Source organism: bacterium, from assembly GCA_019912885.1.
Lineage (GTDB): Bacteria > Lernaellota > Lernaellaia > JACKCT01 > JACKCT01 > JAIOHV01.
The window spans coordinates 1-25,490 of record JAIOHV010000050.1; the positions used below are offsets into that span (position 1 = coordinate 1).

20 protein-coding genes and 1 tRNA gene are annotated in these 25,490 nt (G+C 63.6%); 16 read left to right on the forward strand and 5 right to left on the reverse strand.

Annotated features, from left to right (window positions below; genetic code table 11):
* Nucleotides 1-421: hypothetical protein (locus K8I61_04165; GenBank protein MBZ0271206.1), on the forward strand; the 421-nt coding region annotated here is incomplete at its 5' end.
* A gap of 136 nt (nucleotides 422-557) precedes the next feature.
* On the opposite strand, the gene K8I61_04170 is transcribed toward K8I61_04165, so the two are convergent.
* The gene (locus tag K8I61_04170) at nucleotides 558-2,129 is read right to left on the reverse strand and encodes an NAD(P)/FAD-dependent oxidoreductase (GenBank protein ID MBZ0271207.1); all 1,572 of its coding nucleotides are present in this window, start codon (nucleotides 2,127-2,129) and stop codon (nucleotides 558-560) included.
* 243 nt (nucleotides 2,130-2,372) lie between these two features.
* Entirely contained in the window at nucleotides 2,373-2,693 is a 321-nt protein-coding gene (locus K8I61_04175) for a ferredoxin family protein (protein ID MBZ0271208.1), read from the reverse strand.
* A gap of 864 nt (nucleotides 2,694-3,557) precedes the next feature.
* On the opposite strand from K8I61_04175, the gene K8I61_04180 reads away from it, so the two are divergent.
* The 4 genes from K8I61_04180 to K8I61_04195 are packed head-to-tail and all read left to right on the forward strand — an operon-like array spanning nucleotide 3,558 to nucleotide 8,264.
* A complete protein-coding gene (locus tag K8I61_04180; protein MBZ0271209.1) occupies nucleotides 3,558-4,439 on the forward strand; it encodes a hypothetical protein in 882 nt (293 codons plus the stop codon).
* A complete protein-coding gene (locus K8I61_04185; GenBank protein ID MBZ0271210.1) occupies nucleotides 4,433-5,662 on the forward strand; it encodes a hypothetical protein in 1,230 nt (409 codons plus the stop codon). Before K8I61_04180 ends, K8I61_04185 begins: the two co-directional genes overlap by 7 nt.
* Nucleotides 5,656-6,933: a hypothetical protein gene (locus K8I61_04190; GenBank protein ID MBZ0271211.1), complete on the forward strand. Its 1,278-nt coding sequence runs from the start codon at nucleotides 5,656-5,658 to the stop codon at nucleotides 6,931-6,933. The genes K8I61_04185 and K8I61_04190 overlap by 7 nt, the downstream gene beginning before the upstream one ends.
* Nucleotides 6,934-6,971: 38 nt before the next feature.
* A complete protein-coding gene (locus K8I61_04195; GenBank protein MBZ0271212.1) occupies nucleotides 6,972-8,264 on the forward strand; it encodes a hypothetical protein in 1,293 nt (430 codons plus the stop codon).
* Nucleotides 8,265-8,280: 16 nt separating this feature from the next.
* Here the strand turns inward: K8I61_04195 and K8I61_04200 are convergent.
* Nucleotides 8,281-8,354, reverse strand: a tRNA-Arg gene (locus tag K8I61_04200).
* A gap of 200 nt (nucleotides 8,355-8,554) precedes the next feature.
* On the opposite strand from K8I61_04200, the gene K8I61_04205 reads away from it, so the two are divergent.
* The 5 genes from K8I61_04205 (at nucleotide 8,555) to K8I61_04225 (ending at nucleotide 14,300) form a co-directional block, all read left to right on the forward strand.
* Nucleotides 8,555-10,447 carry a CehA/McbA family metallohydrolase gene (locus tag K8I61_04205; GenBank protein ID MBZ0271213.1) on the forward strand — a complete coding sequence of 631 codons (1,893 nt, stop codon included), beginning with the start codon at nucleotides 8,555-8,557 and terminating at the stop codon, nucleotides 10,445-10,447.
* 129 nt (nucleotides 10,448-10,576) lie between these two features.
* A complete protein-coding gene (locus K8I61_04210; GenBank protein ID MBZ0271214.1) occupies nucleotides 10,577-11,200 on the forward strand; it encodes a LemA family protein in 624 nt (207 codons plus the stop codon).
* 88 nt (nucleotides 11,201-11,288) lie between these two features.
* A complete protein-coding gene (locus K8I61_04215; GenBank protein MBZ0271215.1) occupies nucleotides 11,289-12,002 on the forward strand; it encodes a TPM domain-containing protein in 714 nt (237 codons plus the stop codon).
* A gap of 229 nt (nucleotides 12,003-12,231) precedes the next feature.
* Nucleotides 12,232-12,855: a TPM domain-containing protein gene (locus K8I61_04220; GenBank protein ID MBZ0271216.1), complete on the forward strand. Its 624-nt coding sequence runs from the start codon at nucleotides 12,232-12,234 to the stop codon at nucleotides 12,853-12,855.
* Nucleotides 12,856-13,175: 320 nt separating this feature from the next.
* Nucleotides 13,176-14,300 carry a hypothetical protein gene (locus K8I61_04225; protein MBZ0271217.1) on the forward strand — a complete coding sequence of 375 codons (1,125 nt, stop codon included), beginning with the start codon at nucleotides 13,176-13,178 and terminating at the stop codon, nucleotides 14,298-14,300.
* Between the two features lie 706 nt (nucleotides 14,301-15,006).
* Here the strand turns inward: K8I61_04225 and K8I61_04230 are convergent.
* Nucleotides 15,007-15,711, reverse strand: coding sequence for a hypothetical protein (locus K8I61_04230; GenBank protein MBZ0271218.1), 705 nt, complete (start codon nucleotides 15,709-15,711; stop codon nucleotides 15,007-15,009).
* A gap of 412 nt (nucleotides 15,712-16,123) precedes the next feature.
* Here K8I61_04230 and K8I61_04235 point away from each other — a divergent pair, with 412 nt between their 5' ends.
* From K8I61_04235 to K8I61_04260, 6 genes are all read left to right on the forward strand, one after another.
* On the forward strand, nucleotides 16,124-16,366 hold the full coding sequence (locus K8I61_04235) for a hypothetical protein (protein ID MBZ0271219.1): 243 nt from the start codon (nucleotides 16,124-16,126) through the stop codon (nucleotides 16,364-16,366).
* A 102-nt stretch (nucleotides 16,367-16,468) separates the two neighbouring features.
* Nucleotides 16,469-16,801 (forward strand): arsenosugar biosynthesis-associated peroxidase-like protein, encoded by a 333-nt coding sequence (locus K8I61_04240; GenBank protein MBZ0271220.1) that lies wholly within the window; start codon nucleotides 16,469-16,471, stop codon nucleotides 16,799-16,801.
* A 137-nt stretch (nucleotides 16,802-16,938) separates the two neighbouring features.
* Nucleotides 16,939-18,072 (forward strand): arsenosugar biosynthesis radical SAM protein ArsS, encoded by a 1,134-nt coding sequence (gene arsS / locus K8I61_04245; protein MBZ0271221.1) that lies wholly within the window; start codon nucleotides 16,939-16,941, stop codon nucleotides 18,070-18,072.
* A 187-nt stretch (nucleotides 18,073-18,259) separates the two neighbouring features.
* The gene (locus K8I61_04250; protein MBZ0271222.1) at nucleotides 18,260-19,438 is read left to right on the forward strand and encodes a CapA family protein; all 1,179 of its coding nucleotides are present in this window, start codon (nucleotides 18,260-18,262) and stop codon (nucleotides 19,436-19,438) included.
* Nucleotides 19,439-19,673: 235 nt separating this feature from the next.
* The gene (locus K8I61_04255; GenBank protein ID MBZ0271223.1) at nucleotides 19,674-21,257 is read left to right on the forward strand and encodes a hypothetical protein; all 1,584 of its coding nucleotides are present in this window, start codon (nucleotides 19,674-19,676) and stop codon (nucleotides 21,255-21,257) included.
* A gap of 108 nt (nucleotides 21,258-21,365) precedes the next feature.
* Nucleotides 21,366-23,855 carry a hypothetical protein gene (locus K8I61_04260; protein MBZ0271224.1) on the forward strand — a complete coding sequence of 830 codons (2,490 nt, stop codon included), beginning with the start codon at nucleotides 21,366-21,368 and terminating at the stop codon, nucleotides 23,853-23,855.
* 39 nt (nucleotides 23,856-23,894) lie between these two features.
* Here the strand turns inward: K8I61_04260 and K8I61_04265 are convergent.
* On the reverse strand, nucleotides 23,895-25,490 hold a 1,596-nt coding region (locus K8I61_04265; protein MBZ0271225.1), incomplete at its 5' end, for a hypothetical protein.

The window sequence follows — 25,490 nt, forward strand, 5'->3', positions numbered from 1 at the left end:
CGCCGCGGCGGCGCTCGCGTTCGGTCAGCCGCTGGTTACGCGCACAAGGCTCGTCGCCGCGGCGTTCGTGCTTGGCGGAATGCTAGTCGCCGTCGCGCTTGCTGTCGGCGAACCCTGGTATCCGGGCGTGGGACTGCACACGATCTGCCTCGGCATCGGGACGGCGGTCGGCGCCGCCCTTTTCGCCTTGATGTTTCCCGCGCGGCGCCTCGTGCGAAAAAGCCTGGGGGCGTTCTGGTTGCTCGGCGTCCTTGCCGCCGCGGCCGGTATGATCTTGCTGGCGCTGATTTGCAAGGACAACCGCCTGCTACACCTGCTCACGACGCACGTCGGCGCCATCGTTCCCACGTTTGCGATCGCCGTTCTCCTGTTCCGCCCGCGTGAAAAGCGTTCGGCCATTGTCGAGATTCCCGAGCGCTAAAAGCGTCTGCGCCCGTCCGGATGGTCGATGGACAAAATGGACTTGATGGACGGAATGGACATCATGGACGGCGCACGAGCGCGTTCGCCATGGCGACGAACTTTCGGTCTTCCGGACTTCCCGATTTCCCGTCGCGTCAGGTTTCAGCCACCACCGGCTCGCGCGCGACGCCGCGCTTTTCGAGGCCGCCGGCGCGCAGGGCAATCTTGCCGGCGACATAGCCCGACATGCCGCACGGCACGATGCCCGCGCTCATCACGCTCGACCCGCAAAGATACAGACCCGGGATCGGCGATTTGGGCGAAAAGCGCCATGGCCCCATCTGCTCGGGCGTCATCTCCGGCCCGTAGATCGCGCCGAAGGGGGCGCCCGCGTAGGTGATGTTCGTGACCGGCGTGCCGACCTCCATCAGCTTGATGTGCTTGCCGAGCTTCGGGATGTAGCGCTCCGCCGCCGCGATGAAGCGATCGGCGATCCGGTTTTTGAGATCGTCGTACTCCTTGCCTCGGCGCATGCTTTTTTCCCCCGCCCATTTCGAAAACGGCTCAAACGGCGCGAACGTCACAAGCTCCACCGTGTGTTGCGTCACGCCGTCGCGCACGTGCGTCTCGGGGTCCTTGAGCGACGGCGCGGACAGGAAGAAGACGTCGTCGTCCGGCATCCGGCCCTGCCACAGCGGCGCGTAGAGGCCGTCCAGGTCCGTCGTCGAGTAGTGCCAGACGTTCGCGTCGGTCATCGGCGTTTTGGTCAGGTCGATGTCCGTGCCGATGAACAGGCAGATTGACGCGAGCGATGGCCGCGTCCGCTTCACCTTGCGCCTCATGCGCGGCGGCAGGTTGTTCGTGCCGACCATGTCGCCGTAGGTCTTCATGGCGTCCACGTTCGAGATGATTCGCGGCGCGAAATACTCCTCGCCGTTTTCGCACGCCACGCCGATGGCGCGGCCGTTTTCGATGACGATGCGTTTGACGGGCCGGTTCTTGCGAAGCGTCGCGCCGGCCGCGTGCAATCCGTCGACAAACGCATCGCGCAGCGCGCGCGATCCGCCCACGGGGTAATATGCGCCGCCGAGGTAGTGATCGATCAGTCCCAGGCCGATGAGCGCCGAGGCGCGCGAGGGAGGCAGGCCGTAATCGCCGCCCTGCGCCGCGAGCACGGCTTTCAGCAGGCGGTCGCCGAACAGATCGTCGAGCAGTTGTCCGTACGTCGCGCGTCCGTATTTGACGACAAGCGGCACGAGTGGCAGCGCCTTGATGACGTCCCGCGCGTTGACGCGGGCTTGCAGGCGGGCGACGGAGCGGAACTGCTTCAGGATCTCGAAGAATCGATCGAGCCCGGCGATCTCGTGCGGAAAATCGCGCGCGAGCTTGTCGCGATAGGCGTCATGCCCCTTGCCCATCGTGACCTCGTATCCGGGGAAGACCAGGCGATCGAAACCGTCCGGCGACAGCTCCCGGAAACGCACCTTGTCCGCGAGGCCGAGCTTCGCGAGCATGCGGGAAAACGACGCGCCCTCGTGGCATTCGCCGATGTAGTGCAGGCCCGGATCGAAGGTGTACGCGCCGCGCTTGAACGGATTGGTGTATCCGCCGAACGCCTTGCCCGCCTCGAGAACGAGCGTGTTTTTGCCCGCGCGCGCGACAGTCAGCGCCGCGGCGAGCCCGCCGATGCCGCTTCCGATCACGATGACGTCGTGGTGGTTTTCCATGGTGGCCTCCCCGGGATTTTACCGCGAAGGCGCAAAGTCTAACGCAAAGAACGCGAAGGGGACAGGAAGGGGGAGGATCGAGGATCGAGGATTGAGGATTGAGTCGTGGAACGCAGGTTTTCTTGGCGAAAGCGCGGGCCGAGTCAGAACGTCAATCGGCGCGGTTCCGCGGGAAAACCAACACGCGACCGCGCCGAAAATCTCTTTTCTATTTCCTTTTTTCTATTTTCTCTTGCGTGCGCGCTACACCTTCTTGCCGCGCGCGGCCCAGACCTCCTCGCGGGGTTTGGCTGTGGGGAGCGGGTCTTTCTTGTGGGCGATGATCGGCAAGTCGCGGCACTTCTCGTCGTTGATGGCTAGCCAGTGCTGGAAGTTGTCGGGCAGGCGGTCCTGTTCAAAGATCGCCTCCACCGGGCACTCCTCCTCGCAGGCGCCGCAGTCGATGCACGTTTCGGGATTGATGTAGAGCATGGTCTCGCCCTCGTGGAAGGCCTCCACGGGGCAAACGTCCACGCAGTCGGTGTATTTGCAGCCGTCGCAGGGTTCGGTGACCACGTACGTCATGAGCGGTCGATTCCTCCATCGCGTTCGCGGGGAACGCGTTCGTTTCGTCTTGCACGCCAAGCGCGCCAGCCCACTTTCTAGCGCGTCGAATGCCGTGTGGCAACACGGGGGGATCGCGGAAAAGTCGGGAAGTTGGGAAGTTGCGAAGTTGGGAAGGTCATCGCAAATGGCGAATTGGGATTTGCGAATCGGGAATGGGGAATGTCCGTCGCAACGATCCGTGCGTAGGCAACGGCGCGTGCGTCCGTCAACCTGGCGCTCCCGCTACAAACCGCGACCGTGAGGGTGCGGATCGACTGCCGATCGTTATCCGATCCAAAAAATCGCCGCCCCGCAAAAAAGTTCACCCCTCCGCGCGCGGATGTGATATGTTTCACGCATTGTATTTCCGCATTCGCGCGGGCGCCTTTATCCGCGTGGGCCGTTTGAAGTTCTCGAACCGGTCGCGGGCTTTTGTCTTTTGATTTTGGGGGGTGCGTCATGAATCGTATCATCGGCGGCCTGGCGTCGGCGTTTCTTCTTGGCGCGGCGGCGATACTTGTCCTTGGTGCGTCGGCAACGCCCGTCTCAGCCGTTGTCACGTTCCCTGCTTCGGCATCCGCCGGCGGGTCGTCATCAACGATCGTCATCGACGACGCGTCGTGCGGAGAATTCCGGAATCAGGTGTTCGGCTTCGGCGATGGCTTCTCCTACTGTTTTTTGTTGGCGAGCTTCGCTTGGGTGTCGACATGTTCCATTTCGAGTGGAGAGCCGTACGAATTCTGTCCCCCGGAAAGTCATACCGCTGCCTTTGATCAATGGTATGAAGACTGTTTAGCGCAATATGGAGCGAGCGATCACGCCGAGTACCGCCCTCCCTGGAAGTTGAGCGATCCTCACTGCCTCCAGGCGGCCGACGAATGGGCTAAAACGGAGGCGTGGGATGTGTTCGCGGACGCGGGTTGCGACTTTCGCGAGTGTTGCATCGGCCTACCGCCTGAATGGTTATGGAAGTGGATTTGCTGGGGCGCGAGCGTCGGGATCGCGAACGACAGGTTTCTTTGCGCCTACTACTCGTGTACCGGCAACTGGCCGGGCAATCCCGGCGACGATGACGACACGGCCGATGACGACACCGGCGATGACGACGGCGAATTCGGCGCATCGCTAGGCTTCACGTCGCCGACGCAGAAACTCTCGCCGATGACGACGTACGACTTCGACTTCACCGTCGCCAATACCTCGACAACGCACGCTTCGCACTGGATCAACCAGGTCGAGATTTTCATGCCGACGGAAGACTATGCGATCGACCCGGCGAATGTATCGTCGCCGGACTCCCTGCACGGCGGAGGCATGTGGCAGGCCGCGATCGCCAAGGCCAACGAGCCGCACATCCGATGGGACTTCCTTGACGGCCCGACGCTCTCCCCCGTCGGCGATATCCGCGAGACTGAATCTCTCGATTTTTCGTTCCGCGCGCGCACCGATCCGCAAGGGACGGACGGGTTCGATTATCGCATCGCGGCCGACTCCGGCCAGTTCGTCGCGGACACCGCCTTCGTCACGCACGCCGGCGACCCCGCATCCGCGGAAAGCGACGGCGTCAGCGACGAGGCCGCCGCCACCGGAGCGGGGCCGGGCGACGACGACGCCTTCGACGACGACGCATTCGATGTCGATTCGGACGCAGACGACGACGACGACGCGAAGGCGGATGACGACGATGACGACGATGACGGCGGAGGGGGGTTATTCTCTTGCTGAACCGAATTCTCGGTGCGTTATCGCTCGCGCTTCTGCTTGGCGCGGCGGCGATCGTCTTTACCGGCGCTACGCCGAAAGCAATCGAACCGCCCCAAAAACCGAATATTGACGTCGTTGCATGCGAGCAATACATGCAGTCCATCTACGACTTTGATTCGGCGAATGGACTGATGGCGTGCATCCTCCTCACGCAATCGCAGTATTGGGACTTGTGCGTCGTGAACGGCCCTTGGTCGCCGCAGGACTGCGCGCCGATCGTGTGGGATGTCGCTTTCGCGGCGTGCCTTGCGATCGGCGGGCTGACGCGTCCGCCCGAATTCGTCGCTTCATGGGAATACACGGACGCGCACTGCGAATCGGTCGCTGCGTTGACGGCGGAGGAGTACTGGAATTCGGTTCTCGTGACATGCTTCGGACTCGCCGGAACCTACATGCCGGGAGGCGACCAGATATTCTGTGCGCTTGACGGGTTTTTCGAAACGTTTGTCGGTTACGCCTGCCCCTACCACACTTGCACGGGCGATTGGCCGGACCTATCCGGCGACGACGATACGAGCGACGATGACGCAAGCGATGACGATACCGACGTGGGCGAATTCGCCGCGTCGCTGGAAATCACGTTTCCCTCCACGATTCTGACGCCGATGACGACGTACGATTTCGACTTCACCGTTGCCAATACCTCGACAACGCACGCTTCGCACTGGATCAACCAGGTCGAGATCTTCATGCCGACGGAAGACTACGCGATCGACCCGGCGAATGTTGCGTCGCCGGATTCGCTGCACGGCGGCGGCATGTGGCAGGCCGCAATCGCCAAGGCGAATGAGCCGCACATCCGCTGGGACTTCCTTGACGGCCCGACGCTCTCGGATGTCGGCGATATCCGTGAGGGCGAATCGCTCGACTTCTCGTTCCGCGCGCGCACCGATCCGCAAGGGACGGACGGGTTCGATTATCGCATCGCGGCCGACTCCGGCCAGTTCGTCGCGGACACCGCGTTCGTCACGCACGCCGGCGACCCCGCGTCCGCGGAAAGCGACGGCGTCAGCGACGAGGCCGCCGCCACCGGAGCGGGGCCGGGCGACGACGACGCCTTCGACGACGACGCATTCGATGTCGATTCGGACGCGGACGACGACGACGACGACGACGACGCGAAGGCGGATGACGACGATGACGACGATGACAACGACAGCGGTGGGGGGGTGTTCTCGTGCTGAAGAGCGTTCTGAAGGTCGTTGCTACGATATTGTGGGTCGGTGCCGCATTCATCGCGATCCCCGGCGCAGCTGCTGCGTATCAAAATCCTCCCGAGATGCCGAACATCGATGCCGACGCATGCACGGAATACATGGACGACATTTTCGATTACGACGACGCGTCCGAATTCTCGAGCTGCGTCATGTCCTCGCAAATAATTTACTTTAGCGAATGCATCATTTTCGGCCCTCCGTTCCCATGGTGCCCGCAGATCATTTGGGATGTCGTGCTCGACGACTGTCTGGCACGCACGGGCCTTACCCGTCCCCCGGCGTTTGTCGCCGCGTGGGAATACCGCGATCCCCACTGCGCGTCCGTTACATCATGGACTACGATCGATTTTTATCAGGCGATCGAATCAAAGTGCTTCGGGTACTCATCGAAATTTGACTTTGAAGCCATGTTTTACTGCGCGATCCCCGCTTATTTTCAGCTCGGCGTCGGCTATTCGTGTCCGTACCACACATGCACCGGCGAATGGCCCGATTTTTCCGGCGACGACGACGATACGGCGGATGACGACACGACCGACGATGACGCCCTGGACGATGACGCGGCGGACGACGACGCGGCGGAAGACCGCTCGTTTGCGCCGCGGCTGGAACTGCCTTCGCGCCCTGAGGAGCTGTTGCCCTCGACGGTCTATGAATTCGAGCTGGTGGTGACAAACGACTCGCCGCCGCTCTCGTTTCACTGGATCCACCGCATCAAGGTTCTCATGCCGTCCGCGGACTGGGACGTCGATCCGTCGAGTTTACGAGCGCCGGGTTCCGTGCACGGTTTTGGCAATTGGAATGGGTCGGCTGTCGACGGCATTCCGCCATCGGTCCGCTTCGAGTTCGATTCCGACTTTGCGAACGCGCCGCTCGGGGACATCCGCGAAGGGGAAGCTCTGGCGTTCGCGTTCCGGGCTCGATCCGATTCCGACGCGACCGACGGGTTCCATTGGACCATTGAGGCCGACTCGGGCGAGGCCGTTACCGGGCGATTCCGAGCCGTACCGATTCATGGCATTCCGTCCGTCGCCGAGGCGTCGTTGAACGCGACCGGCGATGACGATGACACCGCCGCGGACGACGACGCCATCGATGATGACGCCTTCGACGACGACGCCTTTGATGTCGATTCGGACGCGGACGACGATGACGACGACGATGCGAACGTGGATGACAACGACGAAGCGCAGGCGGACGACGACGACGATGACGGCGGGGGGTTGTTTTCGTGTTGAGATGACGCGATCGAAAATTTCATTGGGAGGGTGCCGCGATGAACCGCATGCTTGGCGTTCTGGCTTTGGGGTTTCTGCTTGGCGCGACGACGCTGACGGTTCTCGGTGCGTCGGGCGATTCCTGGAGTCCCGCCGGTGATGTGTGGTGGGACGAGGACGGCGAGATTCGATATTCGTTTCCCGAAATGGAGGGGGTGGACGCCGAGGCCTGCATCGCGTTTCGCAACCGCGTCGAAGGATTCGGGCAGGGCTTCAACAACTGCTACAACGCGGCGCTGACCTATTTCGTTTCCAACTGCTCACTTTATCCGGACAACCCCGACGGGTGCGTTCCGTTGATTTTCAAGACGGATTTCGATCAGTGGTGGAACGACTGCCTGGACTCCGTCGGCGGATCGCCCGATCCGGAGATCGTTCCGCCCTGGCAATACGACAATCCGCGCTGCGTCATGACCGCGGACCTGGCGGCGACGGCCTTTCGGGAAGCCCTCAAGGATTTCTGCGACGCGCGCGGGGGATGGTGGGGCGGCTGGGGCATCTGGGAACTGATGGAGGAACTTTTCTGCCTCAACATGGGCTACTTCAAGGTCATCCGCTCGTATCCGTGCGGGTACTACGAGTGCGTCCGCGATTGGCCCGGCGATTCGGGCGACGACGACGATGACGATGACGACGACACGGATTTCCAGGCCGAGGCCTCGATCCATGCCAAGCCGGCGGGGAAACTGGAACCGTCCACGAAATACGAATTCGATTTCGTAGTCGCCAACACGTCGAAAACCGCCGCGACGCACTGGATCCACCAGGTCGAGATTTACATGCCGACACCGGAGTATCACATTCATCCCATTTACGTTTCGGAACCGGATGGCCTGCACGGGATCGGCGAATGGGAGCGCTCGTACATCGGCGGCGACGAGCCCTATGGCATCCGCTGGGATTTTGTCCAGGACGTGACGCAGCAGTCCATCGGCGATATTCGCGAGGGGGAATCGCTGGACTTTTCGTTCCGGGGAACGAGTGACGCCAACGCGACCGACGGGTTCGACTACCGCCTCGTCGCCGACTCGGGTTTGTTCGTCGCGGATACCGCGTACGTCATGAATGAGGGCGACGCCGTGCCGGGCGGTACGTTCGCCGTAGGCGGCGAAGACGATGACGACGCGACGCCGGACGATGACGACGGCGACATTGAACCGGGCGACGACGACGGCGATGCGGACGACAGCGACGATGACGGCGATCCGCAACCGGGCGACGATGATAACGATGACGCGAAGGCGGACGACGACGACGATGATGATGACGGCGGCGGGTTGTTTTCGTGCTGAGGTGACGGGCGCGAAACGGGGCTGGAGGGATTCGAACCCCCGACCTTCAGGTTCGAAGCCTGCTGCTCTATCCAGCTGAGCTACAGCCCCAGGGCGAGATTCGTTCTCTAGCCCGAAGGCGTGGCGGCGTCAAATCGTTGGGAGGGCTGGAAGTCCGGAAGTCTGAAAGACCGGAAGGCCATCGCGGCTTCCGTCGAAGCAGGCGGGACGCCTGCGCTCCCGGCTTCCTCTGTGTCCTCCGTGCTCTCTGTGGTAAATTCCGGCGTCCGCAACTTCCGCGGGAGACACGCGTGATGCGCAAACTCATCGTCATCGCCGCCATCGCGTGCGCGCTTTTCGCCGCGCCCGCCGCCGCGCAGGATTTCGTTTTCGAAAACGACGTCAATTTCGGCGACCTCGGAAATTACGTCTACCACGACTTCGCGGTGCCGAGCGGCACAACGAAGATCACCGTGACGTATTCCTACGCGCTCGTCACATCGCCCATCGCGAAGACGGGCGGGTGCGTTGATCGGCGGCACACCTTTGGCCTCGCGGACTCGGCCAAAAGTGTGGCACCCGGATTCGAAGCGGGCGGGCCGCCCGCGGTCCCAGCGTCGCGCGGAATCGCGCTTGGCGATCCCGCGCGACTCGCTGATATCCACGACCTGCCGCTCGACGAATTCGGCGGCGCGCATTGCCCGTATGAGGCGGCGGCCGGCGACTACACGGCCGGGCTTCTCGACGAGCGCCTGGATATCGGCATGTTCGACGCGAACGGCTTTCGCGGCTGGAGCGGCAGCAACAAGAAGACGTTCACGATCGCCGAGTCGCGCGATCACACCTCCGATTCGTACATCCCCGGCCCGATGCCCGAGGGTACCTGGCAGGTCGAGGTCGGCATCACGATGGTGCCGCCGGGCGAGACGCTGCACTACGCCGTCGAGGTGACGCTCTCGGACGAGGACGTCGGCCCGACATTCGTGCCCGATCCGTACGTGCCGGTCGTCGTCAATGACGAGGCGGGCTGGTATCGCGGCGACCTGCACTGCCACTCCACGCACTCCGACGGCAGCGGCACGATGGAAGAGGTTTACGACTTCGCGCTTTCGCAGGGGATGGATTTCATCGCGCTGTCCGATCACAACGCCATCAGCCACATGCTCTACATCCCGGAGATGCAGGAGATCTACGACGAGATGCTCATCATGCCCGCCGTCGAGGTGACGACCTACCGCGGGCACTACAACGTTTTCGGCCAATTCGATTACGTGCCGTATCAGGCGACGCAGCCGAACTTCGACATCAACGCGACGATGGCCGCCGCGCGCGCAAACGGCGGGCTGATCTCGCCGAATCATCCCGCCGTGCCCGGCATTCCGATGGAAGCCGTGCCGGGCATCCCGATGGACGGCTACATGTACGGCCTGGGGTGGAGCGTGCCGGAACTCGAGTGGTCGAACGTCACGATGATCGAGGCGATCAACGGCTCGCAGTCGATCTACGGATTCATCCCGAACCCCGTGAACCACCTGGCCGTCGCGTGGACCGACGAACTGCAAAAGCAGGGCTACCGCGTGATGATGCGCGGCGGCAGCGACGACCACGAGCGGGGCGCCGGCAGCGGCAGCATCATCTACGGCCCGATCGGCGTGCCGACAACCGTCGTGTACGCCGAGGAGTTGTCCAACGAGGCGATCCTCGCGGGCCTCGCCGCGGGCCACAACTACATCGTCACCGGCGGCCCCAACGGGCCGGATCTGCTTCTTGACGCGAACGGCGACGCCGGCCACGCGATTATGGGCGACACGATCGAAGGCGGCGAGGATGTCGAACTCACCGCGCGCGTCGTCGGCGGCGACGGCATGTCGCTACGTTTCATCCGCGACGGCAAGCCGTGGGCGGGTCGGGAGGATATCCCCGTGACGGGCGACGATTTCACCTACACCGCGACACATTCGCCGGCCGAGTCCGCGCGCTATCGCCTGGAACTCTACGACGGCCTCATCATGCAGGCGCTCACGAACGCGATCTGGGTCGAGGAACCGGCGCCCGCGGACGATGACGACGCGGGCGACGATGACGACTCCGGCGACGATGACGCGGCAGGCGACGACGACGCGGCTGACGACGACGCATCCAATGACGACGACGCGGCTGACGGCGATGACGACGATGACGACGGTGGTTGCTGCGGAAGCTAAAATCTTCACCGCAAAGACGCAAAGCACGCGAAGAAAGGGTCAGGCCTTCGCCCTTTCCCTTTGCGCTTTTCGATTCCCTTCGCGTTCTTCGCGCCTTTGCGGTAAAAAGCGATTTGTAACGGCTCGCGTATGACACGGGCCATCACAGGGGGTCATTCCATGTCGCGCCTTACGCTTGCCGCCGCCGCGCTTGTCTTCGCGCTCGCGTTCTCCGGCTGCGGATACAACTCGCTGCAGGGCCTGGACGAGGACGTGAAGGCCGCGTGGAGCGAGGTGCAAAACCAGTATCAACGCCGCTTCGATCTCATCCCGAATCTCGTCGAGACGGTGAAGGGCTACGCGGCGCACGAGGCCGACACGTTCAAGGCCGTCACCGAGGCGCGCGCCAAGGTGGGGCAGACGAACATCACGCCGGGCGATCTTTCCGACCCGGCGAAGTTCCAGGCGTTTCAGGCGGCGCAAGGCGAGCTGTCGAGCGCGCTTTCGCGCCTCATGGTCGTCGCCGAGCGCTATCCCGATCTGAAGGCGAACGAGAATTTTCGCGACTTGCAGGCGCAGCTCGAAGGCACGGAAAACCGCATCACCGTCGCGCGCAAGCGCTACATCGAGCAGGTGAACGCCTTCAACAAGAAGGTGCGCTATTTCCCGACGAACCTCACCGCGCGCTTCATCCTGCACATGGAGCCCAAGGAAAACTTCACCGTCACCGACGAGGCCGCGGCGAGTCCGCCGAAGGTCGAGTTCGGGAAGTGATTTTTTACCGCGAAGGCGCGAAGGAAACGCAAAGGACGCGAAGTGGAGTTTCTTTGCGCGCTTCGCGCCTTGGCGGTTAAATCGTTCCATGCGTCGCCTCCCCGCCCTTCTGTTCTTCTTCCTCGCCTCCGCGTCGATCGCGTTTGCGCAGGCGAAGGTCCCCGCGCTGACCGCGCGCGTCAACGACTACGCGAACATCCTCGACGCGACGCAGGAGCAGCAGCTCGAAGCGGCGCTCGCGGCCTTCGAGGAAAAGACATCGACGCAGATCGTCGTGCTGACGACGCCGTCGCTCGAGGGCGAGGCGATCGAGGAGTTCGGCATCCGCGTCGCGGAGGCGTGGAGGATCGGCCAGAAGGGCAAGGACAACGGCGCGATCCTCATCGTCGCGCCGAACGACCGACTCGTGCGCATCGAGGTCGGCTACGGCCTGGAGGGCGCGCTGACGGATCTGGAATCCTCGCGCATCATCCGCAACGTCGTCGTGCCCGCGTTCAAGTCCGGCTCGTTTTTCGCGGGCATCGCGGGCGGCGTGGACGGCATGATGAAGGCGACCGAGGGCGAGTTCAAAGCCGAAGGCGTCCGCATGAAGGACGATCGCACGCGGGGCGGACAGTCCGTCGTCTCGATCATTTTTTCGATCATCGTGTTCATCGTCCTGATGTCCTCGCGCACCGGGCGCATGATCCTGTTCACGGGCGCGATGATGGGCGGCGGCCGGCGCGGCGGCTTCGGCGGAGGCGGCGGATTCTCGGGCGGCGGCGGAGGTTTCGGCGGCGGCGGCGCAAGCGGGCGGTGGTGATGATGAGGAATGAGAATCGAGGATTGAGGATTGAGTTGAATCGCAAGGGTGCCACATTTTTACCGGCCGAAGGCCGGAAAAGATGTGCCGCGAACGGCACCCCTTTGCCCTCGCAAGCTCGGCCAAAAGTGTGGCGCCCGGAACGCGTGCCGCGAGCGCGCCCCAAACGTCATCCCACGCCTTGCGGGATGACCCCAAACGCGGCGCGAAGCGCCGCCCCGAACCTCTCATGAAACACCAATTCACCGACGAAGACCGCGCGCGCATCGAGCAGGCCGTCGCCGACGCGGAGACGAAAACATCCGGCGAGATCGTGCCGGTGTGCGTCGCGTCGTGCGACGCGTACGGGCACGCGGATCTTTCCGGCGGCATCGTCGGTGCGATCATCGCGTTTGTCGCGTTCATGTGGATTGCGCCGGAGGCGAGTTACGTCGGCCTGGCGCTCGCGCAGGTCGCCGGATTTCTCGCCGGCTATTTCGTCACGCGGCGCGTGCCCGTGGTGAAGCGCTTTTTCGTCGGCGAGCGCGTGATGGAAGTCGAGGTCCGGCAGCGCGCGTTCGAGGCGTTCGCCGAAAACGGCGTGTCGGAAACGAAAGACCGCACGGGCGTGCTGATCCTCGTGACGCTGCTCGAACGCCGCATCGTCGTGCTCGCGGACAAGGGCATCAACGCGACCGTGGAGCCGGGCCTGTGGAACGAGGTCGTCGTCGACGCGATCGAGCACGTCAAGTCCGGCTCCGTGACCGACGGCGTCGTCCACGCGATCCACAAGGTCGGCGACCACCTCGGCAAACACTTCCCCCGCGCCGCGGGCGACGTGAACGAACTGCCCGACGCGCTGCGCACGGAGTGAAGTAGGAAATAGGAAAGAGGAAATAGGTAAGAGGGCTCCGCCTCCCTGGGAGCGCAGGCGTCCCGCCTGCTTATCCGCGTTTTCCGCTGGGAGCGCCCCGCTCGCAGCGGGGTACGCTTCGAAAAACATCGCGCCGACCCGACGCGCTTCCAAAAACCACCGGCGCCGGCCGCACCGAAACGGCCACTCCCCGGGACCGCAGGTCGCGCGGCGCGCCGTAGCCTTGGCGAAGGCGGCTCCTCACCTGCTTATACGCATTTCGTTCTACTTCCTTCGCGCTCGTCGTGGTAAAATGCGCCATCCAATCGGGGAGGGTCGTCATGAAAATCGCCGCATGGGCTTGCTGCCTCGTCGCGCTGGCGTTCGTGGCGTCGTGCGTGGGCGGCGGCGATGACGATAACGCGGCGGACGACGGCTATTTTCGCGAGACAACGGGTATACGTCCGGTAACGATTTCCGAATATCGACAGGTTGAACATACGTTCAAATTAGGACAGCGGGTCGAGCTTTTTGGCATCGATGACGGTTCCGGAATGGCGTCGACGGAGAGAATTGTTCCCTCTACATTTGAAAAATGGCAAGGTGAGATTACGTGGCAAAATGTATTTCTTACAGGCATTTGGGGAATTTCGGAAAAAAACTTAATCGCCAGTGGTGTAGTTTACTATAGTGGGAATAGAAAATGGGAGCGCATGATTGCATATTATGATGGCATTGAGTGGTCCACGGACGTTATTCTTGGCTTATTTCAACGAGAGAGTTTCAATGCAATTCACGGGAACGCAAGGGATAACATATATATTGTTGGAGACAATACGGCTATCCAAGGCTATTCTGTATATCATTACAATGGCATTGATTGGGGCGAGATCCGACGTGGACCAATATTTTCTAGCTTGAATGCGGTATGGATATCAAATGGCGGAACGCTGTTCGCTGCAGGGACATACCTGAACGCCATCTTATTCGTTAAATACGAAAATGACCAATGGACTGAGCGTAGAATTATCCCGCGTCCCAGCGATGAAATCACTAGCATATGGGGTTTTTCTGAGTCGGAAGTGTATGCGGTCGGCGGAAATATAATTTATAAATATAATGGAACAAAATGGAATCACGACCCAATAATAAACGATAGCGATTTTCGTGTAATGGGAATTCACGGCGCAGACGCGAACGACCTTTATGCTGTTGGTTACAACAAATATAATTTGCAGGGGCTATTGCTTAAATATAATGGCGTGGACTGGACGGAAATCAGCCTATCTGGCTTGTTTGACAACGAATATTTAACGGGGTTATGGGTTCTCGGCGTCGACAATGTATTTGTGTCTACGTCGACGTTTAGTTTAGATGTCGGGCGCATTGGCTATTACAATGGAAAAGATTGGAAAATCATTTCTGATACTGGTGGTGCTTTTAAATTGTGGGGATTTTCCGAATAGCGTAGTCATCGCCGTGGCGGTGTTAACGTCTGAACAGTTCAAAGTCCAGCTTCATCGCAAGCAGTTTTCACGAAGCTGTTTTCATCGCCCTGAATGGCTTCAATGCGTCTGGCACGTTCGCACTCCCATTCGTCGACGGGATCGCGTTTTCGCGTGTGGTGAGCGCTTGCTGACCCGCCTTCGCCGAGGCTACGGCGTGCCGGGCGCGCGCGCCTTCGACATCACGAAATGCGCTCGCGCGCGATGGCCGTTCGTGCCGGGGCGGGGCTGACCGCGCACTTCGTCGCCCCGCTGCCGCGGGGCGACTGCGTTTGCGGCACTGACATCGCAGGGCACGGAGTAGCCTGGGAACGCCGAGCTCCAGCTCGGCCTTGGGACCGCCCCGCTCCGAGTGGGGCGCGCTTCGACATCGCGGGATTTTCCCAACGGGCCGTCGTGTCGTCGAACGGGGTGAGCGCTTGCTGACCCGCCTTCGCCGAGGCTACGGCGTGCCGCGCGCGCGCGCCTCCGACATCGCAAGACGCACCTGCATCGCAGGGCTGATTGCCGGGGTGGAGCCGACCGCGCACTCTGTCGCCCCGCCGCCGCGGGTCGACGGCGTTTGCGGCCCTGACATCGCAGGGCTGATTGCCGGGGCGGGGTCGACCACGCACTTCGTCGCCCCGCTGCCGCGGGTCGACTGCGTTTGCGGCACTGACATCGCCACTCACTGCCGCCCCCACCACCAGACGACCTTGCCCACGATCGCGTCGGCGATCTCGTCGGGCGCAAAGACGTACAGTTCGTTCGAGTCGCCGTTGTCCGGGCGGGCGACCCATTGGCCGGAGTCCGTGGCGAAAAGGCGCTTGATCGTAACGCCGTCGTCGCGGCGCAGGGCGACGATCATTCGCGCCAGCCTTTTCGGATCCGTTTGCGCCAGGTCGATCGCCACCAGGCCGCCGTCGGGGATCGTCGGGATCATCGAGTCGCCCGCCACCCGAACGCACACCGTCCGCTCCGGGTGCGGGCACCACTCGCGGTGGTAGATCGTCGGCACCCAGTCGTCGACCTCGCTTTCGGAGATCGCGCGCGGCGCGCCGGCCGCCACCTCGCCCGTGACGAGCGGAACGGGGTAATACGCGTCGATGCGCTCGCGCACGCCGCGAAACCACGCGTCCTTCGGCGCGACGATGCGCATCTCGCCCGCGCCCTCCGCCGCGCGCTCGTGCCTGGGGCCGACGCCGGAAAGCAGCCAGTCCGCGCGGTATCCCGCTGCGCGGCGGATCGCCTCCACCGCCGGCGCGCCGGGCTCGTGATCGCCGCGCAGCCAGCCGCGCACCGCCCCCTCGGACACGCCGATCGCGCGCGCCATGGCGAGATTGCTGCCGCCGAACGCCTCGTCGCGCACCGTTTTCAGTCGTTTCGCGAGCATGGGTGATCCTTTCGCGTCAGCGTTTCGTCAGGGGTTCGCGGCACCGACATCGCGATGACCCGCTCCCTAACGGTCGCGGTTCGTATTCCCGAAACGAGCATCCCGCGCCTCCGAATGCCGTATCGTGACTTATTACGACACGGACTTGACAGACTCGTAATTTATTGCGATTTGTTGGGGCGCGTCAAGGCCGTCATCCTGAGCGAAGCGAAGGATCTGGCTACGAGCCGGAAGCCGCGTGGCCGTCAGCAGGGGCGTTGCCAGATCCTTCGGGCCGATGCGGCCCTCAGGATGACGGCATTGGAAGCGGCCCTCAGGATGACGGCGCTTCGCGGCCTTTGCGGCCTTCTTGGCGACTTTGCGGTGAAAAAACCGGTTCGGGGGAGCCGGGAGCAACCTGGGGGGAACGAAAATGAAGCCCGTACGCAACGACGATGTGCTTGGATGCTGGCAGGAGATCGCGGACTACCTCGAACGCAGTGTGCGTACCTGCCAGAGATGGTCGAAGACGCGCGGCCTGCCCGTGTACTTCCCGGCGGGCGAGGGCACCTCGCCTTACGCCAGCAAGGCCGCGCTCGACGCGTGGCGGTTCGGTGCGTCGCGTCTTTACCGCGAAGGCGCAAAGGAAACGCAAAGTCCGCGAAGGGATTTCTGATTTCTTCGCGCGGTTCCGCCCGTAACGCTCTTGCCCGCCGCGCGTATTTTTATGAAGGTGCGTGGCTTGGGCATACCACGCCCGCGCAGGAGGCTTCGCCTGATGTCCGGCTATTTCGATCCCCAGCACCTGGCCGATTTCACGAAGATCGGCGAGGGGAGCAAGGAGCTCGCCGACAAGTTCTTCTCGTATTACGGCGCGGTATTCGCCGACGGCGCGCTGACCGCGCGGGAAAAATCGCTCATTGCGCTGGCCGTCGCGCACGCGGTGCAGTGCCCGTATTGCATCGACGCGTATTCGAACGACGCGCTCGCCAAGGGCGCGGATCAGGAGCAGATGACCGAGGCGGTGCACGTGGCGTGCGCGATCCGCGGCGGCGCGTCGCTCGTGCATGGGTTGCAGATGATGGGGCACGTGAAAAAGGCGGGGATGTAGGGGCGCGATTCGTCGCGCCCGCACGGCGCCAGCACGGCGACGCTTCGACGAACCGCGACCGTAAGGGAGCGGGTCGAAATTGGGAATGGCGAATTGGGAATTGGGAATGCGGAATGAATCGCAACGGGTGACTGATCATGACGATTGACGCAATATCCGAAGCCCTCGATTACGGCCTGCCGCTTTCGTCCGACGACGCGGGGCCGAAGCCGACAAGGAGCCTGCGCGCGCGGCGCGAGCCGCTGGCGGATACGAGCGCGCAGCTTCGCCGCCTCGCGGAAGTCGAACTGATCGACGCCAACGGCGCGCGGATCGAGTTCGAGCGCACGCTCGCCGGCGCGGGATGCGGCGCGCTGTTGCCGGCGGCGCTTGAGGTCTTCCAGATCAATATCGGCAAGCTGTGCAACATGACGTGCCGGCACTGCCACGTGGACGCGGGCCCCGATCGCACCGACGCGATGATGACGCGCGAGACGATCGACGCGTGCCTTTGGGCGCTCGACAAAACGGACGCGCATACGGTGGACATCACCGGCGGCGCGGCGGAACTTCACCCGCACTTTCGCGATCTCGTGGAGGCGTGCGTTGCGCGGGGGAAACACGTCATCGACCGCTGCAACCTGACCGTGCTTTTGCTGCCGCGCTTTCACGATCTGCCCGCGTGGCTTGCCGAGCGCGGCGTGGAGGTGGTGTGTTCGCTGCCGCACTACCGCCGTCTTTCGACCGACCGCCAGCGCGGCGACGGCACGTACGAAAAGTCGATCGAGGCACTGCGCCGCTTGAACGCGGTGGGATACGGAAAGGGCGATCCGCGCCGCCGGCTGACGCTGATGACCAATCCCGTCGGCGCGTTCCTCGCGCCCGCGCAGGCGAGCGCCGAGCCGGAGTGGAAGGCGGCGCTCGCGCGCGATCACGGCATCGCGTTCGATCGCCTCATCGCGCTCAACAACATGCCGATCTCGCGCTACCTCGAATGGCTCGACGCGTCGGGCAACCTCGCCGCGTACATGCAGCGCCTCGTCGACGCGTTCAATCCCGCCGCGGTGGACGGCGTGATGTGCCGCAACACGATTTCGATCTCGTGGGACGGGTTCGTGTACGACTGCGACTTCAACCAGATGCTCGATCTTTCGTGCGCGGGCGAGGGCGGCCCAATGCACGTACGCGATTTCGATCCCGCCGCGTTCGCCCGGCGCCGCATCGTCACGCGGCGGCACTGCTTCGGATGCACGGCCGGCGCGGGAAGCTCCTGCGGCGGCGCGACGGCCTGAGTTTTCACCGCGAAGACGCGAAGAAAACGCAAAGAACGCGAAAGAAATATTGTGTTTTTCTTCGCGCTCTTCGCGCCGGCTTCGCGCCGAAGTTTACCCTGAACGAAGCTGAAGGCCGTTCATCGTGATCCCCGCCTTTACATGACGCCGCTCCTGCGCGAGCATTCGCGCTCGGAGGGAGCAACGCATGGGCCGCATATCGCTTTTCTGCGTATTTGCCTTATCGCTTACGCTTGCCGTTTCGGGCTGCAAGGAAATCACCGGCGGCAAATGGGGCGGGCGCAAGGCGACGCCGGAGGCCGAGTGGAAAACCGGCACGAAGTTGCTGTTCGCCGGTGACACGGATTTCGGCGTCAGTTACGGCAAGATGATCCTGCGAACGCTGAAGCGCAAAGGCTACGACGGCGCGTTCGTGCAGCTCGATCCGCTCCTGCAATCCGCGGACCTGGTCATCGCGAATCTCGAAACGCCGGTGACGGACCTGAAAGAATCGCCGTTTAAGGAAAGCAAAACCTACGTGCATTTCGCGGAGCCGGACAAGGCGCCGAAGTACCTGAAGAAGCACAACATCAAGGTCGTGAGCCTTGCGAACAACCACACGCTCGACTACGGCGTTCCCGGCCTGTTGCAAACGTTTGACGTGCTCGAAAAAGAAGGCATGACGTGGTTTGGCGCCGGGAAAAATCTCGACGAGGCGCTGCGTCCGTATGAGACGACGCTGTCGGCCGGCACGAAGAATGTGCCGCTTGCCGTGTTCGGCGCGTTCGAATATTCGCGCACGTACGATCGCCAGTACGACTTTTTCGCGAAGCCCGACAAGCCGGGCGCGGCGCCGTTGACGGAGGATGCCTTCCTGCCCGCGCTGCGTGCGTATCGCGAGGCGCATCCGGACGCGTTTATCGTCGCGTACCCGCATTGGGGCGGAAACTACTCGTGGATGACGCGCAAGCAGGAAAAGCTCGCGCCGAAGATTCTTGATGCGGGCGCGAACGTCATCGTCGGCCACGGCGCGCACACGATGCAGGAATTCGCGCGCGTCGGCGAGAAATGGGCCGTCTACAACATCGGCAACTTCGTCTTCAACTCTCCCGGCCGATACCGCAAGATGAAGACGCTGCCTTTCGGCATGGCGGCCGTCATGCGTTTTTCGGAGGCGGGCGATCGGGTGCGCGCGGACATGCGCCTGTATCCGATCCACAGCGACAACCGCGTGACGAAATTCGAGCCGCGGCCGCTGACCGGCGAGGAGTTCGAGCGCGCGAAGGAGGCGCTCGCCAAACGCATGGGCGAAGAGGGCAAGTTCGACAAGGACATCGCGATCGGCAAGGACGATTTCGGGCACTTTTTCGAGATCAATGTGATGTGATTCGAATTGGGAATTGGGAATGGAATCGCGGAATCGCGGTTCGGCGGTACACGGAGAGCACGGAGAAGACGCGGAGGACACGGAGGGTTTCGGCGGGGAATCGCGGAATCGCAATTCAACACGAAGGCACGAAGGGCACAAAGGACGCGCAGCGAACGAAGCGTTTCATGGTGTCCATCAAGTCCATTAAGTCCATTTTGTCCATCGGGCATGGGCACGGACAGGGGATAGGGAAATGAAATTTGCCACCATCTTCACGATTTTTCTTGTCGCCCTTGCGGGGTTTTTCGCCGTCGGCTGCTCGTGCGGCGACGACGATGACGACGACGACGACGATGATGCCGCGCCCGACGATGACACGACGCTCGACGACGATACGGCCGACGACGACATGGACGATGACGCCGACGACGACACGGCCGACGACGACACGGGCGACGATGACACGGCGATCGCCGACGACTTCGTCGCGGACTGGCCGCAGTCGAACGTCGAGCCGGACACGTACGACGAGTCCGGCGCGGCGGGGCCTTTGCGCGCGAAAGCGGAAGCCTTCGACCTCTGGCACGAAGCGTACCACACGCCGCTTTATGGCGGCCACGTGCACGTGACGTTCACCGACAACACCTACGCGACGCCGCAAAGCTACGATGGCTACGGCGACAGCACGATCTGGACCGGCACGTATCTGGCGAGCCAGGCATTCCGCTATCACGTCACCGGCGATGCGATGGCCAAGGCCAACGCGATCGAGAGCGTCAACGCGCTTTCCGGCCATCTGCACGTGACCGGCAAGCCGGGATTCATCGCGCGTTACCGCGCGCCGCAGGCGTCCATTGCGTATCCCGGCGACGTCGACTGCGCGAATCACGACCGCTGCCACAAGGTCGATACGGGCGAGTTCGCCGGCGATTTCTGGTGGGGCGAGACGAGCCGCGATCAGTACACCGGCTGGTTCCTGGGCATGGGCCTCGCGTACGACCTCATCGACGACGAACCGACGCGGCAGATCGTCCGCGAGGACGTCGCCGAGGTGCTGGACGAATTGATCGCGACGGGTTGGTGGATCATCGACGAGGCCGGCGAAAAGACCGATGCCGCGCCGCGCATCCTGCCGCCGCAGCAGGCGTCGTGGCTGCTCGTCGGCTATCACGTCACCGGTGAGGCGCGTTTCAGGGAGGCGCTCGCCGAATGGCTTCTCGACGAAAACCGCATCGTCATGCAGTTCAACTCCATCGCGTTCCTGAACCGCTACGCGCAGTATTACGGCAACAACCTCGCGCACGAAAATTTCCTCAACCTGCTGCGCCTGGGGAAGGTGTATTTCAGCCAGGACGACTACGCGTTTTTCCTCAACCTCTTCGAGACGCAGGTGCACACCTTCACGCGCCTTTCGCACAACCCGTGGTTCAACGCGATCTTCATGGGGCTTGGCGACTACGACCCGGGCGCGTTCGCGGGGGCCGATCCCTACGCGGCGCAGCTCGTCGAGGATCTGACGACCTTCCCCGGCGTGCCGAACGTGAAGTACTACCTGCCCGAGCGGACGGGCGTGACGCTCGATCCGGTCTCGGTGTTCCTGCACGACCTGCAGGTGCAATACCCGTGGCTCGCGGATCTCATGGGCGGCGTGGACTACCAGGCGCAGGAGGCGTTCACGGTCGATCTGCAGTGCGAGGCCGGATTCATGTTCCAGCGCAACCCGTTCCAGATCCAGGCGTGCGGCGTCGACGACGACACGCAGGTTCACGCGGGGCACGATTTCCTGTCGGCGTACTGGACGGCGACGTACTTCAAGAATCTGCTGAAGACGCAGTAACGAAAAAAGGCTGGAAGGCTGGAAGGTTGAAAGGCTGAAAGGCGTCGCGGAAAACGGCGGTCACGGCAAAAGGAGAGCGATACGAATCTCGATGGGTGCACGGCGCGTTTGACGCTTCTCGCGTTACTGGCCATTTCCGCCATCGCCGCCGGCTGCGCGTACGACGCGCGGGACGCCGTCGACGATACGGCGCTGGACGATCCCCCGTCACCGGAACCGGGTTCGATCGAAGGTGGCGCACCCGACGATTCCGGCGACGACGACACCGCCCCGATCGACGACGATTCCGGCGACGACGACACCGAGCCGCCGGGATGCGAAGCGTTTGCCGGCGCCACGCGCGCGCCGCTTCGCGCCGGGCTTGCGACCGGCGATCTCTGGGCGCCCATCGGCGTGAGCCCCGGCGGGTATGGATCGCGCCCGGGCCCGTCGCATCCGTACGCCGTGGCGATGGGCGGATCGACCGGTTACTTCGGCAAGCCTGACGTGAAGGCGCTTGCGCTCGACAACGGCGAGGAGCGCCTTGTCATCGCGCGGATCGCGGCGGCGGGCGTGTCGGAATATCTCTATCGCGAGGTGCTCTCGGATGTATGCCGGATTGGCGGCTTCGACCTTTCGGGCCGGCTGTGGCTGTCGGCGACGCACTCCCATTCCGGCCCGTCGCACTTCTTCCCGGTGCCGATGATTCTGGGCGGCGTCGGGACGGACGTGTTCGACCGCGGATTCACGCGGCGCCTGTCCGCGTCGATCGCCCGCGCGATCGTGGCGAGCACGGAGAACCTTCAGCCGGCGACGCTCGCGGCCACGGTGGTGACGCCGTTCGACCCCGGCGACGTGTGGTCGGCCGACCGCCGGTGCGCCAACGATCCGCCGCGCTACAAGGAGGATCGCCTGTTTTTCGCCCGCGTCGACCGCGCGGACGGATCGCCGCTCGCGGCTCTGATGAGCTTTCCCGTCCACGGCGTCTGGATGGGGAAGTCGTTGCTGTCTACGGACATCCCCGGCGCGATCGAGCTCGGGTTCGAGAACACCTTCGATACGCCGGTGGAGGCCTTTTTTCTCCAGGGGCCGGCGGGCGACGTGAATCCGTCCGTCACGCCGCATGGGCACGACGACGAGCAGGGCATGGAATGGCACGCGCGCTCCATCGCCCCGGTGCTGCGCGAGGTTTACGACGGACTGGCGCCGGAAGCGGACATCGCGCTTGGCATGGCTACGGCGTCGCCGGCGATCAGCCGCGACGCGATCGGGTACGCGGACGACGAGTTCGGATGGACGGACCCGTTCACCGGCGCATTCCATCCCTACGAGGACGGCGCTTTCTACTGCGGGTCGCCGGATGTCTGGAGCACGATCCCGTACTTCGCCAGACTGGGCTCCATCATCGACTGCGCCAGGCCGGAAACGAGCCTTGTGGACGGGTACTACGGCTGCGTCCTGCCGCTGCTATTCGTCGATGCGTGGTGGACCTGGGCCCTGAATCCGACGGAGATCGGCGACGTGCGCCTTGGCGATTATCTGCTGGCGTTCATTCCCGGCGAGCTGACAAGCTGGCTCTCAAAGCGCCTGCGCGAAAATCTGAACGCGGCGACCGGCGTGCCCGACGACCGGATCGCGACGTTCGGATATTCGAACGGTTATCAATCCTATCTGCTCACCGAGTGGGACTGGATGCAGGGCGGATACGAAACCTCGATCAATTCCTGGGGGCCGAAATTCGGCGACTGGCTGGTTGACCGGAACGTCGCGCTGGCCGCGGATCTGCTGGCCGGGGTCGCCGCGCCGGCCGTACCGCCCGCGCAACCGGAGATCCCCTGGCCGGACCTGCTGCCCGTGGCGTTCGAAGAAGCGGAATCCGCGGGAGACGTGCTCGCGCCGCCCGCGGCCTCGTATCGGCGATTCGAAACCGTGGAGTTTTCCTGGGCCGGCGGATTCACCGGCGCGGACAGGCCGCGCGTCACCTTCGAGGCGCAGGCCGGCGGCGAGTTCGAGCCGGTCCGGCTCGCCAACGGGCGCATCATGGCGGACGGGGACATGACGACGATTTTGCGCTACGAAGCGTCGCCGGACTACGACACGCGGCGGTTCCCCGCGAGGCGCCTGCATCGGTACACGATCGCCTGGGAGCTGACCGCGGATGTCTCGCCCGGCCGCTACCGCGTGCGCGTCGAGGGGCAGACCTGGGAGGCATCGGCGATCGTGCCCTACACGGTGGTGTCCGATGCCTTCGACGTTGTCGAGAGCGACGCGGTACGCGTTGCGAATCTTTCGGTCGCGCCGATCGGCGGGGACCTGTACGCGATCGAATGCGACGCGCTTTGGCCGCCGAATCCCACGGGCTACCGGCTGCGCCATCCGGATTTTGGCTCCGCGGAGTGGTCGACCGTCACGGGCGGGCAGGCGCTCGCCACGGTCCTGGAGGAAACTGGCGCGGGGGAAAGCGTCCCGCTGACGTACGTGTCGGATGGACGTTTCCACGGAGTCTGGCATCGAGCGGCGCCGGGCGCGCGCACGGCGGTGATTCGCGCGGGCGACCTCACGGACGCCTTCGGCAATGCGAACGGCGAGGACTCGGAAACGGCGCCGGTCCCGAATTGATGAGGTGGCTTCGGATCGCGACCGCCTCTGTTCGGGCGCCTACCCCTCGCCGAGAAACTCGATCAGCCCAAGCTTGAGCAGCGCGAAGACGAGCGTGTTCGTCTCGTCGGAGCCAAGGCCGCTGTGCTCCCGAATCTGCTTGAGCGTTCGCCGGCCGTCGATCAACGTGATGACCGAGCTCTCCTTCGCGTCGAACGCGTGCGGATGAAGGCGCGCCCGCCCCGAGGCCGTGAACGCCACCGCTTTGCCCGCGTCGCCGGCCAGCTCGTCGCGCGCGTGTTCCGGCTTGATCCTCAGCCGCATCGCGCGCACGAGCACCTTCACCAGATCGACGTCAAGCGGCAGGCCGCGCGGCTCCTCCGTCCGGCGCGCCTCGTACTGGATCTCGACCGCTCGCGCGTCCGTCGTCAGCGCCATCAGGCGCTCCTCGGCTTGCGTGACCAGCACTTCGTAGAGCTCGTGCGGAGAAAGCAGGCCGAGCTTCAGCAGCGCCTCGCCGATCGGCAGGCCCTCGGAACCCGCCAACTCCAGCGCGCGATCGCGGTCCTCCTCGGTGAGCCGCCCGCGCGCCACCAGCAGATTGCCGACCGACAGCGCGTTCGCGACCTCACTTGCGATCTTCACGGGCTTGCCCGCCGACAGCACGATGCGATGCATCGCCCCGCCGGCGCGCGCGATGACCACGCCGTCCGCGCGCAGGCCCGACAGCCGATACAACAGGCGCAGCAGGTCCGACTCCGTCTCTTGGGGCGGGGCGACCGCGGGAGGCATGAGCGGCGCGGGCGTCGCGTCGGAGCGCGCTTCGGACAGCGCGCGGTTGAGCACGGGTTCGTCGAGCTGGAAAAAGTCCGATCCACCGTCCGAGAAACGCACGAGACCGAACAGGAAAAACAGGTAGAGCACCTGGAACGTGCGGATGAAGTTGAGCGGCGTGCGGCTCACGATGTCGCCGAGTGTGCGCTGTCCGTCAACAAGATCGAGGATCGCCCACTCCTGCCGCGTGAGCTGCAAACCGGCGCGGCGCGCGGCCTGCACGTCGCCTTTTTGCACGACGCGGTGCCGGTTGGCGTAGATGCGCGATTCGAGCAGCGCCATCGTGCAATAGTTTTTCACGCCGGCGAGCAGGATCTGCAGGATGCTTTCGTCCAGGTGTCCGGAATCGCCCACGTCGGGCGCGCCGTCGCGGAATTCGTATTCGCCTTCGTCGTGCGGAAACGCGCTCATCAGCTTGCGCTGCGCCTGATAGTGCAGCGTCGCCACCAGCTCCTGCGCATCGATCAAGCCACTTTCGATCAGCACCTCGCCGAGGCGCTGCCCGGACTCCGCTACGATCTTCTGCGCGTGAAACAGTTGCGCGTCGCTGATGCGCTCCTGCTCGAGCAGGATCGCGCCGAGGCTCTGGCCCGCGATGAAATTCGAATCGATCGACACCGGAATGCCGTTGCGGATCGACAGGCGCCGCTCCTCGCCGCCGGTGCGGATGAAAAGCGTGCCGGTCGCGCGCTTCTCATAAAACGACAGCAGCAGCTCCGGAAACAGCACGTCGCCCACGCGGCCGGACGCGGGAACATCGGGTTTGGCCGGGCGCTCGCGTTTGATGCGCGGCGCCTTCTCGCGCGGCGCGCCGGCGTCGTC

Coding starts and splice junctions, on each gene's coding strand:
- K8I61_04220 (MBZ0271216.1), top strand. CDS start 12,232: ATGAAACACCAATTCACCGACGAAGACCGCGCGCGCATCGAGCAGGCC.
- K8I61_04235 (MBZ0271219.1), top strand. CDS start 16,124: ATGAAGCCCGTACGCAACGACGATGTGCTTGGATGCTGGCAGGAGATC.
- K8I61_04225 (MBZ0271217.1), top strand. CDS start 13,176: ATGAAAATCGCCGCATGGGCTTGCTGCCTCGTCGCGCTGGCGTTCGTG.
- K8I61_04250 (MBZ0271222.1), top strand. CDS start 18,260: ATGGGCCGCATATCGCTTTTCTGCGTATTTGCCTTATCGCTTACGCTT.
- K8I61_04195 (MBZ0271212.1), top strand. CDS start 6,972: ATGAACCGCATGCTTGGCGTTCTGGCTTTGGGGTTTCTGCTTGGCGCG.
- K8I61_04240 (MBZ0271220.1), top strand. CDS start 16,469: ATGTCCGGCTATTTCGATCCCCAGCACCTGGCCGATTTCACGAAGATC.
- K8I61_04255 (MBZ0271223.1), top strand. CDS start 19,674: ATGAAATTTGCCACCATCTTCACGATTTTTCTTGTCGCCCTTGCGGGG.
- K8I61_04170 (MBZ0271207.1), bottom strand. CDS start 2,129: ATGGAAAACCACCACGACGTCATCGTGATCGGAAGCGGCATCGGCGGG.
- K8I61_04210 (MBZ0271214.1), top strand. CDS start 10,577: ATGACACGGGCCATCACAGGGGGTCATTCCATGTCGCGCCTTACGCTT.
- K8I61_04230 (MBZ0271218.1), bottom strand. CDS start 15,711: ATGCTCGCGAAACGACTGAAAACGGTGCGCGACGAGGCGTTCGGCGGC.
- K8I61_04215 (MBZ0271215.1), top strand. CDS start 11,289: ATGCGTCGCCTCCCCGCCCTTCTGTTCTTCTTCCTCGCCTCCGCGTCG.
- K8I61_04175 (MBZ0271208.1), bottom strand. CDS start 2,693: ATGACGTACGTGGTCACCGAACCCTGCGACGGCTGCAAATACACCGAC.
- arsS (MBZ0271221.1), top strand. CDS start 16,939: ATGACGATTGACGCAATATCCGAAGCCCTCGATTACGGCCTGCCGCTT.